This is a genomic window from Inquilinus sp. (genome assembly GCF_057815775.1).
Genome location: NZ_JBYRFX010000645.1, coordinates 1 through 26566, shown reverse-complemented (window position 1 = coordinate 26566; position 26566 = coordinate 1). Strand labels below are relative to the sequence as shown.

16 protein-coding genes are annotated in these 26566 nt (G+C 65.7%); 11 read left to right on the top strand and 5 right to left on the bottom strand.

What is annotated here, in order from left to right; genetic code table 11:
* The first annotated feature begins 368 nt into the window (after positions 1-368).
* Positions 369-1529: a calcium-binding protein gene (locus AC3XYG_RS22395; RefSeq protein ID WP_489142080.1), complete on the top strand. Its 1161-nt coding sequence runs from the start codon at positions 369-371 to the stop codon at positions 1527-1529.
* A 256-nt stretch (positions 1530-1785) separates the two neighbouring features.
* On the opposite strand, the gene AC3XYG_RS22390 is transcribed toward AC3XYG_RS22395, so the two are convergent.
* Both AC3XYG_RS22390 and AC3XYG_RS22385 read right to left on the bottom strand, forming a co-directional pair.
* Positions 1786-4368: a calcium-binding protein gene (locus tag AC3XYG_RS22390; RefSeq protein ID WP_489142079.1), complete on the bottom strand. Its 2583-nt coding sequence runs from the start codon at positions 4366-4368 to the stop codon at positions 1786-1788.
* A 318-nt stretch (positions 4369-4686) separates the two neighbouring features.
* Positions 4687-6516 carry a calcium-binding protein gene (locus tag AC3XYG_RS22385; RefSeq protein ID WP_489142078.1) on the bottom strand — a complete coding sequence of 610 codons (1830 nt, stop codon included), beginning with the start codon at positions 6514-6516 and terminating at the stop codon, positions 4687-4689.
* Between the two features lie 676 nt (positions 6517-7192).
* On the opposite strand from AC3XYG_RS22385, the gene AC3XYG_RS22380 reads away from it, so the two are divergent.
* The 7 genes from AC3XYG_RS22380 to AC3XYG_RS22350 all read left to right on the top strand — a co-directional run bounded on the left by AC3XYG_RS22380 (position 7193) and on the right by AC3XYG_RS22350 (position 16631).
* On the top strand, positions 7193-10510 hold the full coding sequence (locus AC3XYG_RS22380; protein WP_489142077.1) for a putative phage tail protein: 3318 nt from the start codon (positions 7193-7195) through the stop codon (positions 10508-10510).
* Positions 10491-11450, top strand: a complete 960-nt coding sequence (locus AC3XYG_RS22375) for a Wzz/FepE/Etk N-terminal domain-containing protein (protein ID WP_489142076.1) — start codon at positions 10491-10493, stop codon at positions 11448-11450. The genes AC3XYG_RS22380 and AC3XYG_RS22375 overlap by 20 nt, the downstream gene beginning before the upstream one ends.
* A gap of 54 nt (positions 11451-11504) precedes the next feature.
* Complete coding sequence (locus tag AC3XYG_RS22370; RefSeq protein WP_489142075.1) at positions 11505-12914, top strand: O-antigen ligase family protein; 1410 nt, start codon at positions 11505-11507, stop codon at positions 12912-12914.
* Between the two features lie 85 nt (positions 12915-12999).
* A complete protein-coding gene (locus tag AC3XYG_RS22365; RefSeq protein WP_489142074.1) occupies positions 13000-13863 on the top strand; it encodes an AraC family transcriptional regulator in 864 nt (287 codons plus the stop codon).
* Positions 13864-13939: 76 nt separating this feature from the next.
* Positions 13940-14350 (top strand): VOC family protein, encoded by a 411-nt coding sequence (locus tag AC3XYG_RS22360; protein ID WP_489142073.1) that lies wholly within the window; start codon positions 13940-13942, stop codon positions 14348-14350.
* 79 nt (positions 14351-14429) lie between these two features.
* Complete coding sequence (locus AC3XYG_RS22355) at positions 14430-15140, top strand: hypothetical protein (RefSeq protein WP_489142072.1); 711 nt, start codon at positions 14430-14432, stop codon at positions 15138-15140.
* A 129-nt stretch (positions 15141-15269) separates the two neighbouring features.
* Positions 15270-16631 (top strand): APC family permease, encoded by a 1362-nt coding sequence (locus tag AC3XYG_RS22350; RefSeq protein ID WP_489142071.1) that lies wholly within the window; start codon positions 15270-15272, stop codon positions 16629-16631.
* Between the two features lie 152 nt (positions 16632-16783).
* Here the strand turns inward: AC3XYG_RS22350 and AC3XYG_RS22345 are convergent, their stop codons facing one another.
* Positions 16784-17563, bottom strand: a complete 780-nt coding sequence (locus AC3XYG_RS22345; RefSeq protein ID WP_489142070.1) for a helix-turn-helix transcriptional regulator — start codon at positions 17561-17563, stop codon at positions 16784-16786.
* 83 nt (positions 17564-17646) lie between these two features.
* On the opposite strand from AC3XYG_RS22345, the gene AC3XYG_RS22340 reads away from it, so the two are divergent.
* On the top strand, positions 17647-19074 hold the full coding sequence (locus AC3XYG_RS22340) for an amidase (RefSeq protein ID WP_489142069.1): 1428 nt from the start codon (positions 17647-17649) through the stop codon (positions 19072-19074).
* Between the two features lie 18 nt (positions 19075-19092).
* On the opposite strand, the gene AC3XYG_RS22335 is transcribed toward AC3XYG_RS22340, so the two are convergent.
* Positions 19093-21351 carry a copper-transporting P-type ATPase gene (locus AC3XYG_RS22335; protein WP_489142068.1) on the bottom strand — a complete coding sequence of 753 codons (2259 nt, stop codon included), beginning with the start codon at positions 21349-21351 and terminating at the stop codon, positions 19093-19095.
* Positions 21352-21556: 205 nt separating this feature from the next.
* On the opposite strand from AC3XYG_RS22335, the gene AC3XYG_RS22330 reads away from it, so the two are divergent.
* Positions 21557-22408: a universal stress protein gene (locus AC3XYG_RS22330; protein WP_489142067.1), complete on the top strand. Its 852-nt coding sequence runs from the start codon at positions 21557-21559 to the stop codon at positions 22406-22408.
* A 142-nt stretch (positions 22409-22550) separates the two neighbouring features.
* Here the strand turns inward: AC3XYG_RS22330 and AC3XYG_RS22325 are convergent, their stop codons facing one another.
* On the bottom strand, positions 22551-23840 hold the full coding sequence (locus tag AC3XYG_RS22325; RefSeq protein ID WP_489142066.1) for an MFS transporter: 1290 nt from the start codon (positions 23838-23840) through the stop codon (positions 22551-22553).
* 243 nt (positions 23841-24083) lie between these two features.
* On the opposite strand from AC3XYG_RS22325, the gene poxB reads away from it, so the two are divergent.
* Positions 24084-26498 carry a ubiquinone-dependent pyruvate dehydrogenase gene (poxB, locus tag AC3XYG_RS22320; RefSeq protein WP_489142065.1) on the top strand — a complete coding sequence of 805 codons (2415 nt, stop codon included), beginning with the start codon at positions 24084-24086 and terminating at the stop codon, positions 26496-26498.
* The last annotated feature ends 68 nt before the right edge of the window (positions 26499-26566 follow it).

Genomic DNA, 26566 nt, shown 5'->3' with positions numbered 1-26566 from the left:
AGTTAAAAGAATTGAATAACAGGATATGTTGGTATTAATTTGCTAAAAATTTCTCCTTATAAAAATCTGACAATATGAATTAACGATTCAATTAGAAAATAAAGAGAAATGTATTTTAGCAAAATAACTGGACATCGAAATTTTATTTGATGCACTCCCGCAGAAACAGCCGAAACTTCGATGTTTATTTGAAATTGTCCGACGATTGGCCGATCCCATCAGGCTGAGAAAGAGGCAGCTGCCGCCAGGACAGAGAAGGCGTCCCGGAAGGCTCTGCATATCCGGCGGAAACGACGGCTGCCGCTGTTTGCCGAGGCCCGACCGGACCTCCCATTTGGGAGATGCGTAAAATTTGAGGGAATACGAAAATGCTCAGATCCGCGTTTCCCAATGGAGGTAACAAATGCCGACATTCCGGTGATGCAACGACGACGACCGTCCTCGAAGGAACAATTAGCCCAGGTGTTCTGGGTATCAGCGAGGGAGGATCTTTCTCAGGCGAATTCAATGCCTTCGATGACAGTGACTGGGTCAAGGTCACGCTCACGGCCGGGCTGACCTATCATTTTTATGCCGATGCGACAGGGCCGGGGTCGGGTGGCGGAGACAGCGTCCTGAGCCTGCACGACTCGACCGGAACCGTGGTCGCAAACAACGACGATGGTGGCCCCAGCAACAATTCCGCCATCACCTACACCGTGGCGACCACCAGCACCTATTACATCGACATTCATCAGTTCGGGGGATACCCGGGGGAATACGACCTCTTCGCCACGAGCTACAACGACACGACGGATCATCTCCTGACATCCGCAGCGGACACGTATACCGGCGTGACAGGTGATCGGATCCTGGGCGGTAAAGGCGATGATGTGATCGCCATCGGCGACGGACACGATGCGCTCGGCCAGCAGGGCAACGACACCATCACCGGCAATGATGGCCTGAACTTGATTTCGGGCGGCCTGGGCAACGATACGATTTGTGGTGGCGGCGCCAGCGACCTTCTGTGGGGCGATGCCGGGCTGGACTACATCTCCGGCGACGCAGGGAACGACCAGATCCACGGCGGAGCTGGGGGTGACTATCTGTTGGGCGGTGACGACAACGATACGATCGACGGCGGTTCCGGGGCGGATTGGATTTACGGCCAGGCCGGTGACGATATCCTGACCGGCGGGGCCGACGGTGACCGGCTGGATGGCGGAGATGGCGTCGACACCGTGAGCTACGCCAACAGCTCAACGAGCGTCACGGTGAGCCTGAACAGCCAGACCGGCACCGGCGGCGACGCCCAGGGCGACAAGATCGATATCTCGGGAATCGACGCCAACACCAGTGTCGCCGGGGACCAAGCCTTCAACTTCATCGGCTCCGGCGCCTACACCCACCATGCCGGTGAGTTGCACTATGCCTTCTCCGGCGGCCAGACGGTGATCGGCGGCGACACCAACGGCGACGGAGTCTCGGATTTCAATATCGTCCTGACAACGTCCGTTGTCCTGGTGGCGGGCGACTTCGTCCTCTAAGCGGATTGAACCCGGGCGTTCGGCCCGGGACCACGACAGGCGAAAGACCGGCGGCGTCCTGCCTCGCCCAAGCGGCGATCGGGATGCCGTCCGGCCTCTCTATTGTGCCTGAGGCATAGTCGCCACCGTCGTGACTGGGTGAAAGAACGGGGCCCTTCAACAAGGGGTTGCTGCGGATGCCCCACCCAGAGCGGGGATCCGGTCAAAAAAAAGCGTGGCGCCGAAGCGCCACGCATCAAAGGTCAGTTCGCCGGGATCAGAGAATGAAGTCGGAAACGGCCAGAGAGGCAGCGCCCGTAACCCCGATCTCGAAATCGGCCTTGCCGTCGCCGTTGATATCGCCGCTCAAAATTCCACCCTGGAAATGCAGTTCTCCAGCAACGTGGTGGAAATTCTCAGCCCCGATGAAGGTGAAGGCCTGATCGCCCGCCACTGTGGTCTTGGCGTCGATCCCCGAGAGGTCGATCTTGTCCTGACCATGGGTGAAGTCGGTGATCACATCCCGCTTCGCGCCGACAACCGATTCCGTGTAGTTGGTGAAACGGAAGGTGTCATTGCCGGTGCCGCCGGTCAGCGTGTCGGTGCCATAGCCGCCGATGAGGATGTCGTTTCCACCGCCACCGCGGAGGATGTCATTCCCGGTGAGACCCGACAGCGTGTTGTGGGACCCGTTGCCGGTGATCACGTTGTTCAGGGCGTTGCCGATCCCGTTGATCAGGCCGGTGCCGTTCAGCGTCAGGTTCTCGAGATAGCTCCCGAGCGTGTAGCTGATGATCGAGCTGACGGTGTCGACGCCGCCCGCGGCCGTTTCCCAGATCTTGTCGCCGGCATTGTCGATGGTATAGCCGTCATTGCCCAGACCGCCGACCAGAAGGTCAGCCCCGGTGCCGCCGATGAGGACGTCGTTACCGAGACCGCCGACCAGGGTATCGTCACCGACGCCGCCATCGAGGATGTCGTTGCCCGTGCCGCCCTCGAGACGATCGCTACCCGCCGCACCCAGGAGTGTGTCGTTACCGAGGAACCCTTGCAGGTGGTCGTTTCCGGCCGTACCGGTCAGGTGATCGGCAGACCCGACAACGCTGCCGAGCAGGCCAGCCAGGGTATCCGCCCCAGTCTCGACCACGCCGCTGACCGTACCGATCAGCGCGGTGATCGCACTGAGCGGCCCGACATGGCCGAGGTCGCCGAGGTCGAGGTTGGCGAGCAGGTTGCCCACGGTGGACAGCACGCCGTCCAAGATGCCTTCGGCATTCAGGCCGCTGGCAGCCAGGCTGTGCAGCAGGCCCGGGATGTCCAGGAGACCGCCCAGCGCATCGCCACCGAGCAGAGCGCCCAGCAGGCCTTCGACAGGAGCCAGGACACCGCCCAGGATGCCTTCGACCTTGTCGAGCAGGCCGCCGACGATCCCGTCATGGCCCAGCAGGTTGCCCAGCAGATCGCCGCCGAGGACGCCACCGAGCAGGCCGTTCAGGATGCCGGTAACGCCGCCGAGCAGATCGCCGCCGCCGAGGACGCCGCCGAGCAGGCCGGACAGCAGGCTCGACACCGTACCGGACAGGCCGCCCAGCGTGCCGCCGAGCAAGCCGCCCACCAGATCCTCGACCGTGCCGAGCACGCCACCGAGCAGATCGCTGCCCGGGAGGGCGCCGCCGAGCAGACCGCCCAGCAGGTTCTCGACTGTCCCGAGGAGACCACCGAGCAGATCGCCACCGAGCAGACCGCCAGTGAGGTCGCCGCTGAGCAATCCGGTGAGGAGGTCACCAACCGATCCGAGGAGGCCACCCAGGAGATTGCCGTCGCCACCGAGCACACCGCCGAGCAGGTCGCCGCCGAGCAGGCCGTCGACAACGCCCGTGACCGTGCCGAGCAGGCCGTTCAGCAGGTCGCCGCCGAGCAGGCCGCCGAGCAGGTCGCCGCCGACCGCGCCACCGAGCAGGCCGCCGACGAGGTCGAGCACGCCGCCGAGCAGATCATTGCCGCCGAGGACACCGCCGCCGAGGATGCCGTCCGTGAGGCTGCCGACCGCGCCGAGCAGGTCGTTGACCAGGCCGAAATCGACCACGCCGAGCAGGTCGCCGCTGAGGAGACCACCGAGCAGGCCGCCGGTCAGGCCTTCGACCAGCCCGACGACGCCGCCCAGCAGATCCCCGCCCAGGGCACCGCCCAGCAGATCGGACACCGTGCCGAGGAGGCCGCTGACGAGATCGCCGTCCAGCAGCCCGGTCAGCAGATGGCCGCTGAGAAGCCCACCGTCGCCGGTGATCGCGTTGAGCACGCCCTCGACCGTGTCCAGCACGCCGCCGACCAGGCCGTCGGTCAGAATGCCGCCGCCCAGGATGTTCGCCGTGATGGTCTGCAGCGAATCGACGAGGTGGCCGAGATCCAGGGACAGGACGGCGCCGAGCACGTCATCGCTCAGGATCGTCTCGACGACTCCCGTCACGACACCGAGAACCGTACCGAGCAGTTGCCCGTCCAGTACGGTGTCGAGCAGGCCGCCACCGAGCAGGTTGCCCAGCAGGCCATTATCGCCGAGCAGGCCGCCAAGCAGGCCGTTATCGCCGAGAATGCCGCCAAGCAGGCCACCGCTGCCGAGAAGGCCGCCCAATAGACCGTCGCTTCCCAAAAGCCCGCCGAGCAGATCGTCGAGAAGGCCGCCGCTGTCGCCGCTGCTGCTGCCTCCGCCAAGCAGGCCGCCCAGAAGGCCATCGCCCCCCAGCAGACCGTCAAGAAGACCCATATCATCCTCCAAAAATACTAATCGAATGCGCCAATCGGCTGCCGCCCCATTGGCGAGGCACCAATCATTCATGCAAAAAAAGTCATCACTGTCCATCTGAAAACGGCATTTTACTTATGATTTTCAATGCACTCTTAAATCATTCTGAGGCATTTCCTCTTTCTTATGCACCATAGTCAGTTAATTATCTTTGATAGATAATATAATTATTTGAATCTGAAATTTAATTTCTAAATCTCGCAAAACAAGATCAGAAGACATCCGAGCCGTCATGGATTCCTACGGGTCGACCACCGAGCAGACCGTCAGAGCCCGAAATTGCAGTGCTCACGCATGGCTGAAATCGAAATGATCGAACAAAAAAAGAGGCCCCGACGCCGGGGCCTCTCTCTTTGCTCAGGTTTGACGATGGCGTTACAGGAGGAAGTCCGAGGCCACCAGCGCCGTGGCGGAGTGGACGTCGATCGCGAAATCCGCGACGCCGTCACCGTTGACGTCACCCAGCACGGTGTAGACACCAGATCCTTCCGACTGGACGATCAGCTCGTGACCGGTGCCGGTGAACGCGCCACCGCTCGTGAAGGTGAACGCGGTGTCCCCGTTGGCCGGGTTGCCGTCGGCGTCGATCGGGCGGAGATCGATCTTATCGCTTTCGGCATGGGAGAAGTCGGTGATGGTGTCGCGGCCAGACACGGCAACCGTGCTGTCCGTGACATCGCGGTAGATGAAGAAGTCGTTGCGGCCGCCGCCGGTCAGCACATCGGCACCGGTGTTGCCGAGGATGGAGTTGGTGCCGCCGTCGCCCGTCAGGTTATCGTCATGCGTCGAGCCGTAGAGGTTCTCGATGCTGATGTAGGTGTCGCCCTGGGCGTCGCCGCCGGTACCGGTTCCGGTCAACAGATTGACCGTCACGCCGGTGGTGCTCGAGTGATAATAGGCCCAGTCCGACCCGGTCCCGCCGTTCAGGACATCGGCCCCGGCACCGCCGACGAGACGATCGTCGCCGTCGCCGCCATTCAGATTATCCGCACCGAAGCCACCGTAGAGGCCATCGGAACCGGCATCGCCGTTCAGCGTGTCGGTACCGTTGCCGCCGACCAGGGTGTCGTCCCCCGCAGCGCCATTGAGCGTATCGTTGCCGTCGGCACCGCTCAGCGTGTTGGCACCGGCATCGCCGCTCAGCGTGTCGTTGAAGGCCGACCCGTAAACGTTCTCGACGCTGTTGAAGGTGTCACCTGCCGCTTCGCCGCCGACACCGGTGTTGGCACCGAGGTCGACGATCACGCCACTCGTGCTGGTGTGGTAATAGGCCGTGTCGCTGCCGTCGCCGCCGTTCAGGACATCCGCGCCGGCCCCGCCGACGAGCCGGTCATCGCCGTCACCGCCGTTGATCGTGTCGATCCCCGCGCCGCCGTAGATCGCGTCGGCCCCGGCATCACCATTGATGGTGTCGTTGCCGTTGCCACCCTGGAGCGAGTCGGCACCGCCGCCGCCATTGAGGATGTCGTTGCCGTCGTTGCCGAACAGGGTGTTGACACCGTTGTCGCCGGTCAGCGTGTCGGCGAAGGCCGAGCCCCAGAGGTTCTCGATGCTGTCATAGGTGTCGCCAGCGGCTTCGCCGCCGGTGCCGGTCCCGGTCGCGAGGTTCGCGATCACGCCGGCCGTCGCCTCGTGATAGTAGGCCCAGTCCGAGCCGTCCCCGCCGACCAGGTGGTCAGCGCCCGTGCCACCGACCAGCTTGTCGTCGCCGGCGCCGCCGGTCAGGGTGTCGGCACCGCCCTTTCCATAGAGCACGTCATTGCCAGCATTGCCGACCAGGGCGTTGACCAGGTCGTTGCCGATCAGCCGGTCGTCGAAGGCAGATCCGGTCAGGTTGTTGATGCCGAGCAGGACGTCCCCTTCGGCATCGCCGCCATGCCCCACGGCGCCGTTCACGGCGGTGATGTTGATGCCGAGCAGGGACAGGTTCAGCAGTTGGAGATCGAAAAGGTCAACCTGCACGCCCGCGCTCGAATCGAAATAGGTCGCGGTGTCGGTTCCGCCGTCGAGCACCGTTCCGGTGCCGCCGAGAATGTTCAGCAGTCCACCAATGATGATGTCGGCACCCGCGCCACCATCGATCACGTCGTTGCCCAGATTTCCGACGATGAGATCTGCGCCAGCCTTGCCGTTGATCTGATCATCGCCCAGGCCGAGCAAGTTTAGCATCAGGTCTGAATTGTCGGTGCCGTTAAGGACAGCCATTTATATTCTCCCTAAAAAATCTCGGCATCAGCCGGGCTGCTGTGCACTGCTGAAGCTGGCCGCGCGAGCAATTCACGCGTTTGCATTTCCATTTCGATAATAGTCAAACAGCTCAGCACAAAAAGTGAAATTCCCTGTTCGGCATTCCCGTTTTGAGACGAAACACAAATCCACCGAGTCCACCTAAGTATTTGCTGTACATAGCAAAATCAAGGTTACAGAAATTATATGATGCGCTAGAGTAATTTTATTCCGAAAAAAAGATCACAATCCTCTAGAGAACGAAATTAGCTTTAATTATAGCGGAATTTTCGGTCAATAAAATCAGCACACACGAAATAATTATCCGATCAGATAGCAACAATGTAACCATAGATCTGTAATAAAATTTCTCACCAGCATTTCACTTGCTCATTCCCCGCGTCACGCTGCGGCTCACCTCATATATTTTAATTGCCGATGATGGCGGCAGATTGATCGAATCGTACGAAACGACCCGAAGCGGCGATCAGCCTGCCCTTTCGCCCAAATCCCACCGTAACTTGCTATCCCTGTCGTGCTCAGGCATGAACATTCGCGTGAAACGGCGCCCGGAGGCCGCACGGCCGAACTCAATCCCGCCCAAATCCTGGCATATTGGCTTGCTGGACGCTCACAGTTGAGGGAGACCAAGGCCATGGAAGTGACGCGCCGACTGTTTGTTGCCGGAAGCGTCGTCCCGGTGGCCGCAACCGCGGCCGGGCTGGTGGATGCTCAGCCTGCCCGCGCGGACACACCCGCTACCGCCACCGCGACGCCGAACATCGAAGCGCTCCGCGCCCTGCCGCCGCAGACGCCCAGCGGGAACGCTCCTGCCGCCGCTGCGCGCCTGCAGGCTACGGCGGCCCCTTCGGCCCAGGCCCAGGCCCAGGCAAGGATTGCGGTCCAAGGGTTCCAGACCGCCGGAGATGGCGGCGGTGGCGATTTCGTCTGGGATCCGCAGGCCAATGATCCCGACGACAACGGCGTGTTCATCAAGCCACAGGCAGGCGACGCACCTGGCCGATGGCGCCGGGTCATCGCCGATTCGGTCAATGTCCGATGGTTCGGCGCCAAGGCCGACGGCACGGGCGACGCCAGCGACGCGATCAACGCCGCCCTCACCGTGGCGGTGCGACTGGGGCTCCCTCTGCTTCTCTCAGGGACGTTCCGCGTCGAGAAATCCGTGGTCCTGCCGGGACAGGTCAATATTCATGCCGCCGCAACGCTGATCGCGGCGAACGGCGCTTACAATGCCGTCCCGTTCTGGAGTGGCGAGAGCAGCGGCCGAAGCTGCGTCGTCGATCTCGCCTATGGCCGGTTCTCCACGGTCATCGGACGCCTTGCCATCCGCGCGGAGGATCCGTCGAAACCCCCGACGGCACTGGCCGCGATCAGCTGCAGCAAGGGCATCTACAGTGAACTTCTGCCGAACCCGGAGGGCCGGGGCGGAAGCAACACGACCTGGCAGTCCGTCGAGGTCTACGATCTCGAGTTCGGCTTCTTCACGCCGGAACGCGGGCTGCCCGTCCCGTCCCAACTGCCTCAGAAGGATGTCCGCTTCGCCCGGGCGGACTGGCAGCCATCGGCCGTTCCGCGGGGGGACGGCACCTATGCGGTGCTGACGTATCAGCCGAATGACTATGTCATCGCGGGCCGCGACATCTATGTCTGCATGTCGGCCGGCACCCCCGCTGCCGGGCTGCCCCCGCTGGCGCCCGGCCCGAAATCGGCCTCGGCCGACAGCAGCTCGGCATCGGCCGACGTCTGGGAATATCTGACGGACGAGCCCATCAAGGGCGTCCAGCGCTTCGCACCCGGCCAGACCGTCGAAGCCAACACGCTGATCACGACCGACACCGGGACGTATCGGGCCCGCCGAAGCGGAACAAGCGGCAGCGCGGCGCCGGCGACGCAGGGTTTCGAGACCGACGAGATGCCCGTGCCCGCCTGGTCGGCCGGGGACGCGCCCGCCCTCATGAACTTCCGCACGAACGGCGGCAAGATCTACCGCCTGATCGGCGCCGGAACGGGCAAGACCGAAGGCCGCGGGCCAAGCCACACGGACGAACGGCCGGTCGCCGATGCGAATGGCTGGTCCTGGGCCTATGCCGGGCCGGCGACGTCGCCGAAATGGCGCTATATCCGCAAGATCAGCTATTGCGCGGCCGGCACCGGAATGGTCGTGGATCATTTCTGGACACAGAATGTCGCGACCTCATGGATGAGTTCCGCGACGGCCACCGACGACAGCTTCATTATACACTTCCGGGCCCAGGCCAGCCGTGACACCGCGATCCGCATCAACGGCGGCAACTTCGCAGCAGCCAATGTGTATATCCACGGCGATCGCGGGCGATTTGCGTCGGGGCATGATGATCCCGGGGCGGCGGCCATCCAGAACTTCGGCGTCTATCGGGTCGGGTCGACCTATATCGACGGCGAATGGGCGCGCGGCATGCTGCTGGGCCAGCGGAGCGAAACCGACACAACCTTCAAGGCCGACGGAGGCTTCAAGACTGCCACCGGCGTGGCCATCGAGGCGCATCCGGCGGCATCCCAACTCGTCGCACGAATCCGGTCGTCGGTCGTCAATGCCGGCCAGCCGATGCGCGACTACGCCTATGTCGACACGCCGGGATCGTTCGCCGACGGCGCCACGCTGACAGGCCCGAACGGCAAGGCGATCGTTCTCAGCAGCCAGCGGACCGCGGGCAGCAGCAGCGTCCTGCTGATCTATCGGCTCCTGTCCGGGTCCATACAGCCCGGCGATACCGTCACCTCGGACAATGCGCACGGCCAGGTCGCGAGGCCATACGCCAATACATTGTCCGCGGGCCTGATCGGCATTCCCACGGTCGTCCCCGGCGCAACCCGCCAGATCGACGTCGAACTCCCGGACAGCACGTCGAAAATGATCCCCTATCGACCGCTGGGATCGCCATTCTCGACAGAATACGACACGCGCGACCGCCTCCTGGCCCAGGCGCCCGACGGGTCGATGAGCTACTGTTTTCGCAGCGGCCTGCTCGTGCGGGCTGCGGATAGCGGCTATTTCAATCTGGGATCGGTCTCGGCCATCGCCGATATCGATCCGGAGCGGGGCGTGAGGCAACTTCTCACCATCGCGAAGCCGGAGGGCCAGATCCGCCTGCCCAATTCGGCGGATCCGGCCACGGATTCCCTCAAGCGCGGCAGCCACCTGCAGCTGGAAATCACCAACGCAGGCGTGGCCAAGACTCTGTTCTTCACCGACAAAACCCACCCGGCGCCGATCTTCATCGGTGGGGAACCGAACTGGCCCGCCAGCGGCGTGGTGGTCCTGAACCTCTGGGTCTACAACGGCGCGCCGTGGCGGACGGTCGTCCTCGGCGGTGCGCCATCGGTCCATGGCATTCCTGCCAACGGCCTTCGCCCGACCGGAGACCTGCTCGACATGCGACCGTCCAGCACCTCGCCCGGTTATCAGTACGTGGCTCTTCCCGGAGATGAAACGGCGGCTGCGGCAAATCCCGTCTGGTTCGAATGGAACCTCCCCCCTGATTGGGACCGCGGCCCCGTGCGCTTCCGATATCGATGGGCGCGGGCGGTCGGTGGAGGCCGGCAGATCGTCGGCGCCCTGCAGGGCCGCCTGCTCTGTGACGGCACCGGTTTCAACAGCGCGATGGGCGACATGGTGACGTTGCCTGATTCAGGCGCGTCCCCCGAAACATTGTATGTTTCGGGGGAGTCGGCGGAGGTCCCGCTGGCCGGAATGGAGAAATGGCACCCCGGCGCCACGGCCCTGTTTCGCTTCTGTCGCATGCCATCGGCGGAAGGTGCCGAAGGGATCCGGGATACGGCGCGACTCCTGGGCATTGATCTTCTATATGGACGCGGAGAAAGTCGCGGCCCTCATCCAAATGCCGACCCTTCGGGAGAAGCCGTCGCATCTCTAGCAGTTGAAAGCAGATCTGATGAAAACGTTGCACTCTGACGCGCTGGCGGGAACGGACGGAACGGTGAGCCTCAGTTCAGGTGCCGCCTTGCCCAGCAGTGATTTCCTCTCGCCAAAAGATCTGCTTCGCGGAATTGCCCAGGGCTGGCGCACCATTGCGGTGGCGGTGGTCTTGGCCCTGGTCGCCGCAGGTTGCTATCTTCTTCTGGCTCAGCCGAAATTCGACGCGGTGATGGTGATTGCCCAGTCACCGGACTCCTCAACAGACCCGAAGCTCGGGGCGGGTCAGTCCATCGCCCAGGATCTCGGGCTTCTCAGCCAGAACGCGGATGATTCCTATGCCCGGTTCCAGGCAGGGCTGACATCGACGTTGCTTGCCCAGAAGCTGCAGGCCGATGACCGATTGCTGAAGATGATGTTCGACACGCGCTGGGACAGTGACAACGGGCGCTGGAAGGAACGAGGAGCCGTCGGCAACTTCCTCTATTCCCTGATCGGCATCACGCGTCAGGCCAAGCCGTCGGACGCCGACATCATCGATTTCCTGAACCAGCATATTACGCTGAATCAGCTCAACGATAACCAGATGTTCGAGGTTCATCTTTCCCACAGCGACCCTGCCGCGGCTCGAGAATTGCTGGGGCAGATCACATCGATCGTCGACAGCCTGGTCCGCGCGGGCTTCCTTGAGCGGGCCGAAGCCCAGAGCGCGTATCTGCAGCGCGCATTGCGTGACGCCACCTTGTCCGAGCAGCGCCAGGTGCTGATCCAGATGCTCTTCGCGGAAGAGCAGAAGAAGATGCTTGGAAAGGTCGACCTGCCGTTCTCCATCGACATCGTCAGCCCGCCCTGGGTCGGTGATATTCCCTACTCTCCGAAGGTCGTGATGTCGCTCGTCCTGGCGGTTGTGCTGGGGTTTGTGGTGGCGGTCATCATCATCGTCTTCAGGCAGCGCGGCAGGCCGCCGGTGCACTCGTAAGCATGAGGTCGGTCTGAACACAGCTGAGCTGCAGGCGGCGTAGGATCCGAGCCAATGGCCCTTTTTCTCATTATCCTTTCAGGCCCGATCCAGTTCCTGGTGCTGGCCAATGTCGGCGGCCTCAACGTCAAGCCGATCCATATTTGCTTCCTGTATATCCTGCTCTTCGCAGCGCTCGATCGACGATCCCTGGAATTCCTGGCCGAGTCTGCGAAGAATCATTGGGGCTTCTTTTTCGGATTCTTCGCCTACCTGATGGTGCTGTTGCTGTCTTCGTTTTGGGCGCTCGACAACGGTGCCGTGATCTCGAAGTTCGCCAAATTCTCCACCTATTACGGCGTCTGTGTCCTGGCGGCACTCGTCTTCATGCGATCCTCGCATAAGGCAGTCACCCGGGCCGTCATCTACGGAACGATCGGGTCCATTCTGGTCTTCATGACGGCAGCATTCTTTGCGCTGTCTTTCGCTGGGCTGAATATTTTTACTTTCATCTTCAACGCATTAAGATCGGGAAATTTCGTCGCCTTCCAGTTCTCGTTTTACATCTACCTTTCCCAGTATTTCGGCAATCTGGACCCGATCGAGACGGCCGGCATCCGCCATGCCACCGTGAATTTCCTGATATTCATGTTCCTGCTCTTCATGGCGATCCAGCCGCTGATGCGGCAGCGCGGCCTGTCCCAGAGAATGGTGGGAATGACGGCGGCGACGATGAGCCTGCTCATCGTTTTCCTGAGCTTCAGCCGCTCGTCCATCGTGCTGGTCGGCATGGTGATGATGTTCGTCTGGATTTTCCAGCTCCAGCAGAACCGGTTCCGGCTGCCGGCACGCCAGACCGCGATGGTGGTGATCGCCGGTTTGATGGTGCTGGGCTTTCTCTCGGTCGTCCTGCTCACCAATCCCGGGCTGCAGGAATCCATCGGAAAGCTCGGCACGGTGGTGAGCGAACGCTTTGCCAAGCTGGGCGATGACGAGCGTCTGCAGATCTACGCGCTCGCCGTTCAGAAACTGGAACTCAGTCCCTTTCTCGGCTACGGCGGGGGAGCGCGCGTCGCCACGCTCGACAATCATTTCCAGATCCACAATGTGTTCCTGAACGCTTGGTTCGAAGCGGGCATTCTGGGCTTGCTGACGTCGATCATGTTCTTCGGCTCTCTGCTCGGCGCCTGGATCTTCGGCACCCTGCGGTTTGCCCGGACACCCGAGCTGTGGGTCCTGCCCTATTCCTCGGCATGGGTGATGGCGCTCCCCATTCTTCCGCTCATCAATGCCCTGCAGGGCGGCGACGGCAACTTCGACCTGGCGTCCTTCTTTTGCATCAGCGCCTTCTATGGCTGGCTTACGGCCAACGAGATCGAGCGCAGGGACCGGGCACGACGCAGCCGCCCTGCCGCGCACCACGTCGTCGACGTCGGACCGCGGCAGGGATCATTCGACGGGGAGCCCCTGCCCGATCTCGGATGACCGGGTGGCGCCATGCTGGCGGCATCGGTGATCTTTCCGAAGACAACCCCGCGCCGCCACGGCACACTCCGCGCCGGAGGCCAGTATGGGACACGTCCCGAAGACGCGCCGCATCCGTCACGACTCCGAGCTCGGTCGGTGGGAGGTCGCGTTCCGCGAGCCCGATCTCCGGCTGCGCCCCTATGTCCAGACCTATGCCGGCTTCGATGAGCGCGGCATCCTGTTCCACCGCCGGCGCGAGCTCGCCATTGCCCATATCGCGGTCATCTTCAACACGGGTCCCGCCTTCCGCATCAGCGACCCGCGCGAGACCGAGGAGCCGGGGACCTTCCGTGGCGCCTTCGTCGGCGGTCTCTACGACAGCTATGTCGTGACCGAGGGTGCCGGCACCTCGCGCGGGGTGCAGGTCAATTTCACCCCGGTCGGCGCGCATCTGTTCCTGGGCCTGCCGCTGCGAGAGGTCGCCCAGCAGGTGGTCGATTATGGCGACCTCGGGCCCGAGGCGCGGCGGCTGGAGCAGCGCCTGGGCGAGCTGGACGACTGGGATGACTGCTTCGACCTGCTCGACGCCGCGATCACCACCCGCATCGCCGCGGCCAGGCCGCCCTGGGCCGGCGTTGCCTGGGCCTGGGACCGGCTGTGCGCCAGCCACGGCACCGTCGACATCGGATCGCTGAGCGCGGAGCTCGGCTGCAGCCGCAGGCACCTGATCGCGCAGTTCCGCGAACAGGCCGGGCTGCCGCCCAAGAGCATCGCCCGGATCCTGCGCTTCCAGCATGCGGTGGGGCTGCTGCAATCGACCGAGGCCATGCCCTGGGCCGAGCTGGCCTTCGAATGCGGCTATTACGACCAGTCGCACCTGATCCGCGATTTCAACCAGTTCGCCGGCAGCCCGCCCTCCGACTTCCTGCGCCGCCGGCTGCCCGAAGGCGGCGGCATGCGGGATTAGCCGGTAACATCCGTCCAAGACCGGCCGGGCCGGGCCCCCTACCCTACCTGCATCCCTGCTTCGAACGGAGGTTGCGATGCCCGACCCGATCCTCATTCCCTGCCTGTTCTACCGCGATGCATCCGCCGCCATCGACTGGCTGCAGCGCGCCTTCGGCTTCCGCGCCCTGATGGTGACCCCTGGCCCGGACGGCACCATCCGCCACGCCGAGCTGGCGATCGGATCCGCCGTCATCATGCTCGGCAGCGGCAGGCCGGCGATGGGTTGGGTCAGCGCCCTCGACCTGCCGGGCGTGAACCAGTCGATCTATGTCGCGCTGGACGATGTCGACGCCCATCACACCCGTGCCGTCGCCGCCGGGGCCGAGATCACCGATGCGCTGAGCGACAAGCCCTATGGCGGCCGCGGCTATGGCGCCCGCGACCCCGAGGGCCATCACTGGAGCTTCGGCGGCTATCGGCCCGACCTGTCCGGCGGTGCGGGCTGACAGGGCACTCCATACTCGGCATCGTCCTCGACCCGCCGCAATGGCATAGTACGCCGGTGTCGGACGAAGGGGGAGGACGATGCCAAAGCTCACAACGACGACGCTTGCCTGGCGATCCTTTGCGACCATCCTGTTGCTGACCGGATGCGCCGCCGCGCCTCCACCCGGCACGGCGACGCCGGTCCCGGCCCAGCCCGGCATCGTCCAGGCGGCAGGTCCCTATCGGCACGCCGGCTCGGGCCTGACCTTTCCCGTGGCGGGGACTGCCGCCAGCGCCGCCTTCACCAGGGTTCACCTCACGCAATTCGATGACAAGGGCGGTGACGTCGGCGCCAATTACGACCTGTCCACGCCTTCGGGCCATATGCTGGTCAGCACCTATGTCTATCCGGTGCCGCTGGGGTTCCGCCTCAGCGCCCCCGCCGAAGCCGACAAGAACGTCGTGCAGCTCACGGAGGTCATGCTTCGGAACGAATTGTGCCTGAAGGAACTGGGCCTGCGGGAACAGGAGGTGTTCGATACCCACCCCGAGGCCCGGTTCATCAGCGAAGGCGAAGTTTCCCCGCCGCACGGCGAGGCCGGCGTGCCCGGGAAAGTTGCGATATTCGAAACCGACGACTTCATCAACAAGCGGCCGGGCCCGGTCCGGTCGGAGCTCTATCTTTTCTGCTACGTCGGAGACCTCTGGATCGTGAATTATCGGGCGACGCCGGTGCGGGATGCCGCGTCGAAGGCCATTCTGGCCGCGTTCATGAGCCAGGTGCCGTGGGGACCGACGAGACCACGATAGACACCTCACCGCCCTCCCCCCTTGGGGTGATGGCGCGGCACGGCGTCGGCTTTCCATAGTTCGCCATCGCACATCACAGGGCCCGCCGACCGTCGCCACAAGACGGCGGCGACCCCAGGGAGGTTGATGATGACGGACAAGACCCTCGGGCTCACGCGGACGCTGCGACTGCCTTCGGTCGTGCTGTTCGGCCTGGCCTACATGACGCCGATGATCGTGTTAGGCACCTTCGGCATCCTGACGGAACAGACCGGCGGCGCCGTGCCCACCGCCTATCTGCTGGCACTGGTGGCGGTGCTGCTAACCGCCTATTCCTATGGCCGCATGGCCGCCACCTATCCGGTCGCCGGATCGGCCTACACCTACACCCGCCGTGCCTTCGGCGGCCATATCGGCTTCCTGGTCGGCTGGGCCATCCTGTTGGACTACTTCTTCCTGCCGATGGCGATCTGGCTGATCGGCGCGGCGTATCTCTCCGCCGCCTTCCCCGACGTGCCGCAATGGGTCTGGATCCTGGCCTTCATCGCCACGACCAGCGTCATCAACATCGTCGGCATCAAGCTGGCCAATGGCGTCAACATCGTGCTGATGCTGATCCAGTTCGCGGTGCTGGCCGCCTTCATCGCGCTGTGTGTCCGCTATGTCGTCGCCGGCCCGGATGCCCATCCGCTGTTCTCGCTCGACCCCTTCACCGGCAGCGGCAGTGCCCTGCCCGCCTATCTCGCCGGGGCCGCCATCGCCGCCTATTCCTTCCTGGGCTTCGACGCGGTGACCACCCTGACCGAGGAGACGGTGGACCCGGCCCGCACCATCCCGCGGGCGATCATGCTGATCGCGCTGATCGGCGGCGCCATCTTCATCGGCGCGGCCTATTTCACCCAGGCCGCTTTCCCCGGCGGCATCGTGGCCAATGTCGACAGCGCCGCCTTCGACATCGCCAAGGCGATCGGCGGCGACGTCTTCGTCATGCTGTTCCTGGCCGGGCTGATCGTGGCGCAGTTCGCCTCCGGCCTGTCGGCCCAGGCCAGCGTCGGCCGGCTGCTGCTGGCGATGGGGCGCGACGACGTGCTGCCGAAGGCCGCCTTCGGCTATGTCCACCCGATCCTGCGCACGCCGGTGTTCAACATCGTGCTGGCCGGTGCCGTGGCCCTGGCGGCGCTGAAGATGGACGTCACCACCTCGACCTCCTTCATCAATTTCGGCGCCTTCGTCGCCTTCATCTTCGTCAACCTGTCGGTGATCCGGCAGCTGTGGCTGGGCGCACCGGAGCGTGGGTTCGGCACGGCGATCAAGGCGCTGGTGATCCCGGCGCTGGGCGCGGTCGCCAACCTGTGGCTGCTGGTCAGCCTGGACGAGCACGCCAAGATCCTCGGCCTGATTTGGCTCGCGGTCGGCATCGTCTATCTCGCCTACCTCACCCGCATGTTCAGCCGGCAGCCGCCCGAGACTTCGTTCCGCGAGGTCGAGGACCCGACCCCGGCCAAGCGCTGAGAGACCGTTTGGAAATGCTACTGGTGCGGCCGTCTGATGGCAGTTTCTCCGCTTCCGGTGCTCACGGACCAAACGTCCGCTGCGCGCCTGGTCTCGAAACCACCACCAGCCGACTCACACCAGCGCATTTCCAAACGGTCTCTGAGGCTCGCTCAGCCTTGCGGCCGAGCGAGGAATGGAGTGAAGCGGGCGAACAGCTCGGCCTGGGAGGAGATGCCGAGCTTGCGGTGGATGGCCTTGCGATGGGTCTTCACCGTCTCCTGCCCGAAGCCGAGCAGCGCACAGATCGAAGGCGAGGAATGACCCTTCAGGATCAGCCCGACGACCTCGGCCTCGCGCCGGGTCAGCTGGCCGCCGCTGACGGTGATCAGGCGCTCGACCAGGTCGCCGCTGCCGCCCGCCGCGGCCGGGGCGCCCAGCCCGGCCCAGTGCCGTTCACCCAGGGCCCGGACCATCGGCGCCGCATCGCGCAACGTCTCGGTCTCGGCCCGGCTGAACCTGCTGTGGCCGCGCCGCCGGGTCACAGACAGGACGCCGGTCAGCCCGCCGCCGAGATCGAGGACATAGCCGATCTCGTCCAGGATCCGGGTGCGGATGTAGTGCCGCTTGTAGTATTCGCTCTGGCCGAAACGGTCCGGCGCCAGGTCGCGCATGACAAGCACGCCGCCATGCGTGCCGGACCGGACCGCCACGAAGAAAGGGTCGAGCAGATAGGAACCGGCGATGTAGCCGTCGACGATGATGCCGGCCAGATCCGGCGGCTGCCGGTTGTGCAGGTCGATCGGCGGCGCGTCGCCGCGATAGGCGAAGCCGTTCAGCATGTCGAACGGCACCAGCCCGGCCAGGGCCTCGCCCAGCCGGTCGGGAAACGCCGCCGTGCCGATCGCGGTCAGCGCTGCCGCGAGACCGTCGTTCCACGCCGAGAACTGCATCGCCCGCCTTTTCGTCCAATACACCTATCCTTGGGCCGAGCCGCGCCCGCCGCAAGCCATCGGTTACCCGTGAGGACCCAGAGATGATCGACTCCGCCCCCCAGATCACCAGCGTCGGCGAGACCGCAGCCGATATCGCCGCCGGCCGGGTGCGGGCCCGGGACGTGATCGCGGCGACCCTGGCCCGCGCCCATGCGGCGCAGGACCGGCTGAACTGCTTCACCCTGATCCTGGATGACGAGGCCCTGGCCGCCGCGGACACCGCCGACAAGGCAGTGGCCGCCGGCCAGCCGGTCGGGCCGCTGCATGGCGTGCCGGTGGCGATCAAGGACCTGACCCCGACCCGCGGCCACCTGACCACGCTGGGGTCGCACAGCACCGGCGACTGGGTGCCCGACCAGTCGGCGCTGGTGGTCCGGCGGCTGGAGGCGGCGGGCGCGATCGTGATCGGCAAGACCACGACGCCGGAATTCGCCCATTCCAGCTTCACCTACAGCCCGCGCTGGGGCATCACCCGTAACCCGTGGGACCCCGGGCGGACGCCGGGCGGCTCCTCCGGCGGGTCCGGCGCCGCCGTCGCCGCCGGGGTGGTGCCCTTCGCCGAGGGCACCGACATGGGCGGGTCGGTCCGGATCCCGGCGGCGCTTTGCGGCGTGGTCGGGTTCAAGCCCAGCCTGGGCCGGATCCCGATGACGATCCTGCCCAGCCAGTTCGACGACATCTCGCATTTCGGCCCGCTGGCCCGCAGCGTCGACGACGCCATCGCCTTCATGGCCGCGACGGTTGGGCCGAGCGACGAGGACATCTCCTCGCTGCCCCTGCCCTTCGACCTCGCCAAGACCCGGATCGACGGGCTGGCCGGCCGGCGCTTCGCCCTGTCGATGGATCTCGGCTATTACGCCGTCGATCCCGCGGTCGAGGCGGCGATCGAGGCGGCGGTCGAGGCCCTGCGGCGCGCCGGGGCGGTGGTGGAGCGGGTGCGCCTGCCCTGGACGCGCGAGGTCGGCGACCGCTGGTTCGACCTGTGGTGCGTGTTCATGGCGGCGTTCCATGGCCACCGCCTGGCCGAGTATCGCGACCGGATGGACCCGGTCATCACCGGCATCATCGACCGCGGCCTGACGCTTGATGCCGCCGAGGTCAAGCGCATCGAGATCCTGCGCAGCGAAATATGGGCCACGCTGGCGCCGATCCTGGCCGCGAACGACGCCCTGCTGTGCCCGACCTGCGCCGTGCCGGCACCGCTGGTGACGCAGAATGACGATGACTTCATGGCCGAAGGACCTGATGGCCGCTACCATGGGCTGGAGATGACCGCGCCGTTCAACCTGCTGTCGCCCTGCCCGGCCCTGTCGCTGCCGGCCGGGCTGACGCCGCAGGGGCTGCCGGTCGGCCTGCAGATCGTCGGCCGGCGCCATGCCGACGAGGCCGTGCTGGGCCTCGCCGGGGCGATGGAGACGGTGCTGCTGCAGGCCGGCCTGACCGAAGCGCTGCGCCGCGGCCCCGGTTGACGGGACCACGGCGCCGGCTCAACCGTCGAGCCGGGCCACCCGCAGCCGGAGCGCATTGGCGATCACCGAGACCGAGCTGAGCGCCATGGCCGCCGCCGCGATCTCCGGGCTGAGCAGGAGACCGAAGGCCGGGTAGAGGACCCCGGCCGCCACCGGCACGCCGATCGCGTTGTAGAGGAAGGCGAAGACCAGGTTCTGGCGGATGTTGCCCATCGTCGCCCGGCTGAGCGCCCGGGCCCGGGCGATGGCGGCGAGATCGCCCTTCACCAGCGTCACATGCGCGCTCTGGATCGCCACATCCGTCCCTGTCCCCATGGCGATGCCGACATCGGCCTCGGCCAAGGCCGGCGCGTCGTTCACTCCGTCGCCGGCCATCGCCACGACCCGGCCTTCGCCCTTGAGGCGCCGGACGATCGCCCCCTTGTCCTCGGGCAGCACCTCGGCCTCGACCTCGTCGATGCCCAGCCGGCCGGCCACCGCCGCGGCCGTCGTCCGGTTGTCGCCGGTCAGCATGACGATGCGAATTCCCTCGGCCCGCAAGGCGGCCAGGGCACTCGCGGTGGACGGCTTGATCGGATCCGCGACCGCGACCAGCCCGGCGACGGCGCCATCCAGCACCAGATGCATCACCGTGGAGCCATCTTGCCGCAGCGCCTCCGCCTCGGCCGCGAGCGGCCCTGCGGCAACGCCCAGATCCTCCAGCAAAGCGGCATTGCCGAGCGCGACCTCGCGGCCTTCCGCCAGGCCGGCGACTCCCTTGCCGGTCAGCGACCGGAACTCCGCCACCGCTGCCGGCGCCAGCCCGCGCTCCACGGCACCGGCCAGGATGGCAGCGGCCAGCGGATGTTCGCTGCCGCGTTCCAGCCCGGCGGCCAGGCGAAACAGGTCGGCCTCGTCCCGGCCCGGCGCCGTGACAATCCGGACCAGCCGCGGCTTGCCTTCGGTCAGGGTGCCGGTCTTGTCGACGACCAGCGTGTCGACCTTTTCGAGCCGTTCCAGCGCCTCGGCATCCTTGATCAGCACGCCGAGGCGGGCGCCGCGCCCGACCCCGACCATGATCGACATCGGCGTGGCCAGGCCCAAAGCACAGGGGCAGGCGATGATCAGCACCGAGACCGCGGCGACCAGGCCATAGGCCAGGGCCGGCGACGGCCCCCACACCGCCCAGGCGACGAAGGCCAGAACCGCGATCAGGACCACCAGCGGCACGAACCAGCCGGACACCCGGTCGGCCAGGCGCTGGATCGGCGCCCGGCTGCGCTGGGCCTGCCCGACCATCTCGACGATCCGGGCCAGGACGGTCTCGCTGCCGATCCGGTCGGCCCGCAGGACGAAGCCGCCGGTGCCGTTGATGGTGCCGCCGATCACCTTGTCGTCCGGCCCCTTCTCGACCGGGATCGCTTCGCCGGTGATCATGCTCTCATCGACCGTGCTGCGGCCTTCGGCCACCACGCCGTCGACCGGCACCTTGTCGCCCGGCCGGACACGCAGCCGGTCGCCGACATGGACATGTTCGAGCGGGATCTCCTCGTCCGACCCATCGTCGCGGACACGCCGCGCCAGCTTGGGCGCGAGGTCGAGCAGCGCCCGGATCGCGCCGCCGGTGCGCTCACGCGCCCGCAGCTCCAGCACCTGGCCGAGCAGCACGAGCACGGTGATCACCGCCGCCGGTTCGAAATAGACCGCGACCCCACCATCCATGCCGCGAAAGCCGTCCGGGAACAGGCCGGGGGCGATCGTCGCGATCAGGCTGTAGAGATAGGCGGCGCCGGTGCCCAGCGCGATCAGGGTGAACATGTTCAGGCTGCGCCTGATGATCGACTGCCAGCCGCGCACGAAGAACGGCCAGCCGGCCCAGAGCACGACCGGCGTCGCCAGGACGAGCTGGGCCCAGACCACGGCCCGGGCACCGATCCAGCCGGCGACGTCGAGGCCGAGCAGATGACCGCCCATCTCCAGCAGGAGGATGGGGATCGCGAGGACGAAGCCGACCCAGAACCGCCGGCCCATATCGATCAGTTCAGGGTTGGGACCGGCCTCCGCCGTGATCCGCTCAGGCTCCAGCGCCATGCCGCAGATCGGGCAGGTGCCGGCGCCTTCCTGCCGGATCTCCGGATGCATCGGGCAGGTGTAGATCGTGCCGGCCGGGACCGGCTCCGCCACCTGCGGATGATGGTCGTGCCCGGCGTGGCCATGCCCCGCATGACCATGCTCCATGTGACCGGGGCCGCCATGGTGGTGATGGTGGCCCGAATGATCGTGAGGCTTCTGGTCCATGCTCCGCTCCCATCGTTCCTGCCACCGGGAGATGGGGATTCCAGTAGATGGAAGGTCAAGGGCCCCGGGCCCGTTATCGACGCCGCTTCGATCTTGGATCAAAATGGTGCCGATACGCATTGTTGTTTCAGGCTCTGCGTTGAGTCAGTCTTCCCACGCCGCCGATCGGCAGTCCCGCCGGCGCGGCCCACATGGAGTCGATGACATGGCCAAGATCCTCGCCTGTATCGACGGCTCGATCTATTCCCACAGCGTCTGTGACCTGTCGGCCTGGGCTGCGGCCCGGATGAACCAGCCGATCGAGCTGCTGCATGTGCTGGGCCGCCGCGAGGTGTCGACCATCCCGGTCGACATCAGCGGCACCCTGGTCGCCTATTCCCAGGACATCCTGGCGGAGCTCGCCGCCATGGATGAGCAGCGGGCCAGCCTGTCGCAGCGGCGCGGCCGCCTGATCCTGGACGAAGGCCGCACCCGGCTGAAGGAGGCCGGCGCGACCAATGTCGAAAGCCATCTCTACAATGGCGACCTGGTCGAGACTCTCGGTGAATTCGAGTCGGAGACCAGCCTGATCGTCATCGGCAAGCGCGGCGAGGCGGCGGATTTCGCCAAGCTGCATCTCGGCTGGAACCTCGAGCGCGTGGCACGGGCCACCAAGAAGCCGGTGCTGGTCGCCGCCCGCGCCTTCAAGCCGATCCAGCGCTTCCTGATCGCCTTCGATGGCGGCCCGAGCGTAATGAAGGCGGTAGACATGATCGCCGCCGGCCAGCTGCTGCGCGGGCTGGAGGGCCATCTGCTGATGGCCGGCAACCCGGACGACGAATCCAAGAACCGGATGGCCGCGGCCGAGACCAAGCTGCGCGAGGCCGGCTGGACCGTCAGCGCCCGGATCCTGCCGGGCGAGCCGGAGGCGGTGATCGCGGCGGAGGTGGAAAAGGCCTCCATCGACCTGCTGGTGATGGGCGCCTATGGCCATTCCCGCATCCGCAGCCTGATCATCGGCAGCACCACCACTGCGATGGTGCGGTCCTGCCTGATCCCGGTGCTGATGCTACGCTGAGAGACCGTTTGGAAATGCGCTGGTGCGAGTCGGCTGGCGGTGGTTTCGAGACCCGGCGCGCAGCGGACGTTTGGGTCCGTGAGCACCGGAAGCGCAGAAACCGCCGTCAGACGGCCGCACCAGTAGCGTTTCCAGACGGTCTCTAGCCTTCGCGCCGCATCAGCCAGAAGCCGATGAGGCAGCCCAGGGCGCACAGCGCCAGCATGTAATAGAGGTGCGCCAGCGGGTTCAGCGCCAGCAATGGCGGGATCACCAGAGGCGTCAGGCCGCCGAACACGGCATAGGAGATGTTGTAGGAAACGGACAGGCCGGTGAACCGGATCGGGGCGGGAAAGGCCCGGACCACGACAAAGGGCACGCCGCCGACGATGCCGACGAGGAAGCCGGCCAGGGCGTAGGTCGGCATCAGCAGCGCCGGGTCCGACGCGCCCTGGGTGTAGAACAGCCAGAGGGCGATGCCGAGCAGCGGGCTGCCGATGACGAAGAAGAGCCCGGCGCCGATCCGGTCGATGATAACGCCGGCGACGATGACGCCGATCATCAGGCAGAAAGTGCCGAGGGTGTTCGCCTCCAGCGCCCGAACCGGCGGCACGCCGTTCAGCTTCTGCAACAGCGTCGGGGTCATCAGGATGACCACCACGAGCGCTCCTGCCAGCAGCCAGGTCAGCAGCATCGACACCACCACGGCACTGCGATAGTCCCGCGCCACGACCTTGAGCGGCAGCTCCACCGCCAGCGCCCGGCGAGCCTGCATTTCCTGGAAGATCGGGGTCTCGTGCAGCATGCGGCGCAGATGGACCGAGACCAGCCCGAGCACGCCGCCGAGCAGGAAGGGCAGCCGCCAGGCCCAGCCGGCAATCTGGGCCGCGTCCAGGCTGGAGTTGACCACCGTCGCCACCACCGACCCCAGCAGGATGCCGGCGGTGAGGCCGGCCGTCAGGGTGCCGCAGGCATAGCCGATGCGGCCGGACGGGACATGCTCGGACACGAACACCCAGGCGCCCGGCACCTCGCCGCCGATCGCGGCGCCCTGGACCAGACGCAGCAGCAGCAGGGCAACCGGCGCCCAGATGCCGATCTGGGCATAGGTCGGCAACAGACCCATGCCGAGCGTGGCGGCGGCCATCAGCAGGATGCTGAGGGTGAACATCCGCTTGCGGCCGAGCAGGTCACCGTAATGCGCCATGATGATGCCGCCCAGCGGCCGCACGAGATAGCCCGCGGCAAACACGCCGAAGGTCTGGAACTGGCGCAGCCACTCCGGGATGTCGGCCGGGAAGAACAACTGCCCGATCACAGGCGCGAAGAACACGAAGACGACGAAATCGTAGAATTCCAGCGCGCCGCCGAGCGAGGCCAGGCCGAGGGTCTTGTAGTCGCCGGTGTTGAGACGCCGGTTCGACGGCACGTCGGCGGCAATGGCATGGGTCATGGCAGGCTCTGTCATTCCAAGGTCGGTCCCCGATGCGCCCGAAGGCCGCATTCGCGGAAACGGTAGTCCAGCGCACCGTGGCGGGACAGCGCTACGACTTCATGACCGGGTCACCAAAAAATGTTGCGGCCGTAACATCGAGATCGTGCGGAACCTGTGCCCGGCCCTCGGGTTGGAACACAAGCCGCCGGCGCCGCAAGCCGCTATCATGCCGAGGCCAACCCGATTGCAGGAGAACCGATCTTGGCCAAGCGAACGGTTGCCGATCTCATCGCCGACATGCTGGCCGATGCCGGCGTCAAGCGCATCTACGGCATCGTCGGCGATTCGCTGAACGGGCTGACCGACAGCCTGCGGCGGAAGAAGACGATCGACTGGATCCGCGTCCGGCATGAGGAGGTCGCGGCCTTCGCCGCCGGCGCCGAAGCGCATCTGACCGGCGACCTGGCCGTCTGCGCCGGCAGCTGCGGGCCGGGCAACCTGCATCTCATCAACGGGCTGTTCGACTGCCACCGCAATCGCGTGCCGGTGCTGGCGATCGCCGCCCATATCCCGAGTTCGGAGATCGGCCGCGGCTATTTCCAGGAGACCCACCCGCAATCCCTGTTCCAGGAATGCAGCCACTACTGCGAACTGGTGTCCGACCCGGCGCAGCTGCCGGGGGTGCTGGAGATCGCGATGCGCGAGGCGGTGGCCAAGCGCGGCGTGGCCGTGGTCGTCATCCCCGGCGACGTGGCGCTGAAGGAGATCGGCGACCGGCGCCACTCCAAGTTCCTGACCCCGGCCGCGCCGCTGATCCGGCCGGCCGAGCCCGAGATCGAACAGGCCGCGGCGCTACTGAATGGCGCCAGCCGGGTGACCCTGTTGTGCGGCCGTGGCTGCGCCGGGGCGCATGAGGCGCTGATGGGCCTGGCCGAGGCCCTGAAGTCGCCGATCGTCCACGCCTTCGGCGGCAAGGAGTTCGTCGAATACGACAATCCCTACGATGTCGGCATGACCGGGCTGATCGGCTTTTCCTCCGGCTATTACGCGATGATGAATTGCGACGTGCTGCTGATGCTGGGCACGGATTTCCCGTATCGCCAGTTCTATCCGGCCGACGCAAAGATCCTCCAGGTCGACATCCGGGCCGAGAATCTCGGCCGGCGCTGCAACCTCGAACTGGGCATGGTCGGCGACGTCGCCCAGACCATCGCGGCGCTGCTGCCGCATCTGGAGGTCAAGACCGACCGCGAGCATCTCGACGCGGCGCTGCAGGATTACGTCAAGGCGCGGGAGGGGCTGGACGATTTGGCCAAGGGCACGCCGGGCCGGCCGCCGATCCACCCGCAATATCTGACCAAGGTGGTCAGCGACCTGGCCGATGACGACGCCGTGTTCACCTTCGATGTCGGCACCCCGTCGGTCTGGGCCGCGCGCTATCTCAAGGTCAACGGCAAGCGCCGGCTGATCGGGTCGCTCAACCACGGCTCGATGGCCAACGCCCTGCCCCAGGCGATAGGCGCCCAGGCCGCCTATCCGCACCGGCAGGTGGTGTCGCTATCCGGCGATGGCGGCCTGACCATGCTGATGGGCGACCTGATCACGCTGAAGCAGCAGAACCTGCCGGTGAAGGTGGTGGTGTTCAACAACGGCGTGCTCGGCTTCGTGGCGATGGAGATGAAGGCGACCGGCTTCCTCGACACCTACACCGATCTCGACAACCCGAACTTCGCCGCGATGGCCGAGGCGATGGGCATCTTCGGCATCCGGGTCGAGGATCCCGGCGAGGTCGAGGGCGCCGTGCGCCGCGCCCTGCACCATGACGGCCCGGTGGTGATCGACGTGCTGACCAACAAGCTGGAGCTGATGATGCCGCCGACCGGTATCGGCCAGCCAGGTCGCCGGCTTCGGCATGTACATGCTGCGCGCCGTCATCAACGGCCGCGGCAGCGAGCTGATCGAGCTGGCCAAGACCAATCTGCGGCGCTGACCGGCTGCGGCCGAAGAACGACAGGAATACTCATGATCCGGATGTACGGCTTCTGGCGGTCCGCCGCCTCGTTCCGCGTGCGCATCGCCTTGAACCTCAAGGGCCTGCCCTATGAGGAGGTGATGGTCGACATCGATGCCGGCGAACAGCACGCCGCGGACTATCTGGCGATGAACGCCCAGTCGGTGGTGCCGTCGCTGCTGGTCGATGACGGGCCGCCGCTGACCCAGTCCCTGGCCATCCTCGAATATCTCGAGGAGACGCACCCCGAGCCGGCCCTGCTGCCGGCCGATGCGCGCGGCCGGTCCCGGGTCCGGTCGCTGGCGCTGCTGTTCGCGGCCGACCACCACCCACTGATCGTGCCGCGGGTGCGCCGCTATCTCAGCGACGAGCTGCAGATCGGCGAGGCTGGGCGCACGGCCTGGATCCGACACTGGTTCCGTGAAGGCCTGGCGCAGGCGGAACGGCGGCTGGCGGCGGAGCCGGGCACAGGCCGGTTCTGCCACGGCGATACGCCTGGCATGGCCGATCTGTGCCTGATCAGCCAGGTGGTCGGCGCCCGCGGCTTCAAGGTCGAGACGGCGGATCTGCCGACCGTTCACCGCATCGCCGAGGCCTGCCTGTCCCTGGACGCCTTCGCCCGCGCCCATCCGCTGCGCCAGTCCGGGGCGCCGGCGTCGCACTGAATCGGCTACGCCACCCCCAGCAGCGGATAGCGGCCGGTGATGCGGAACGGCGCCTGGCGGTCCGCCTG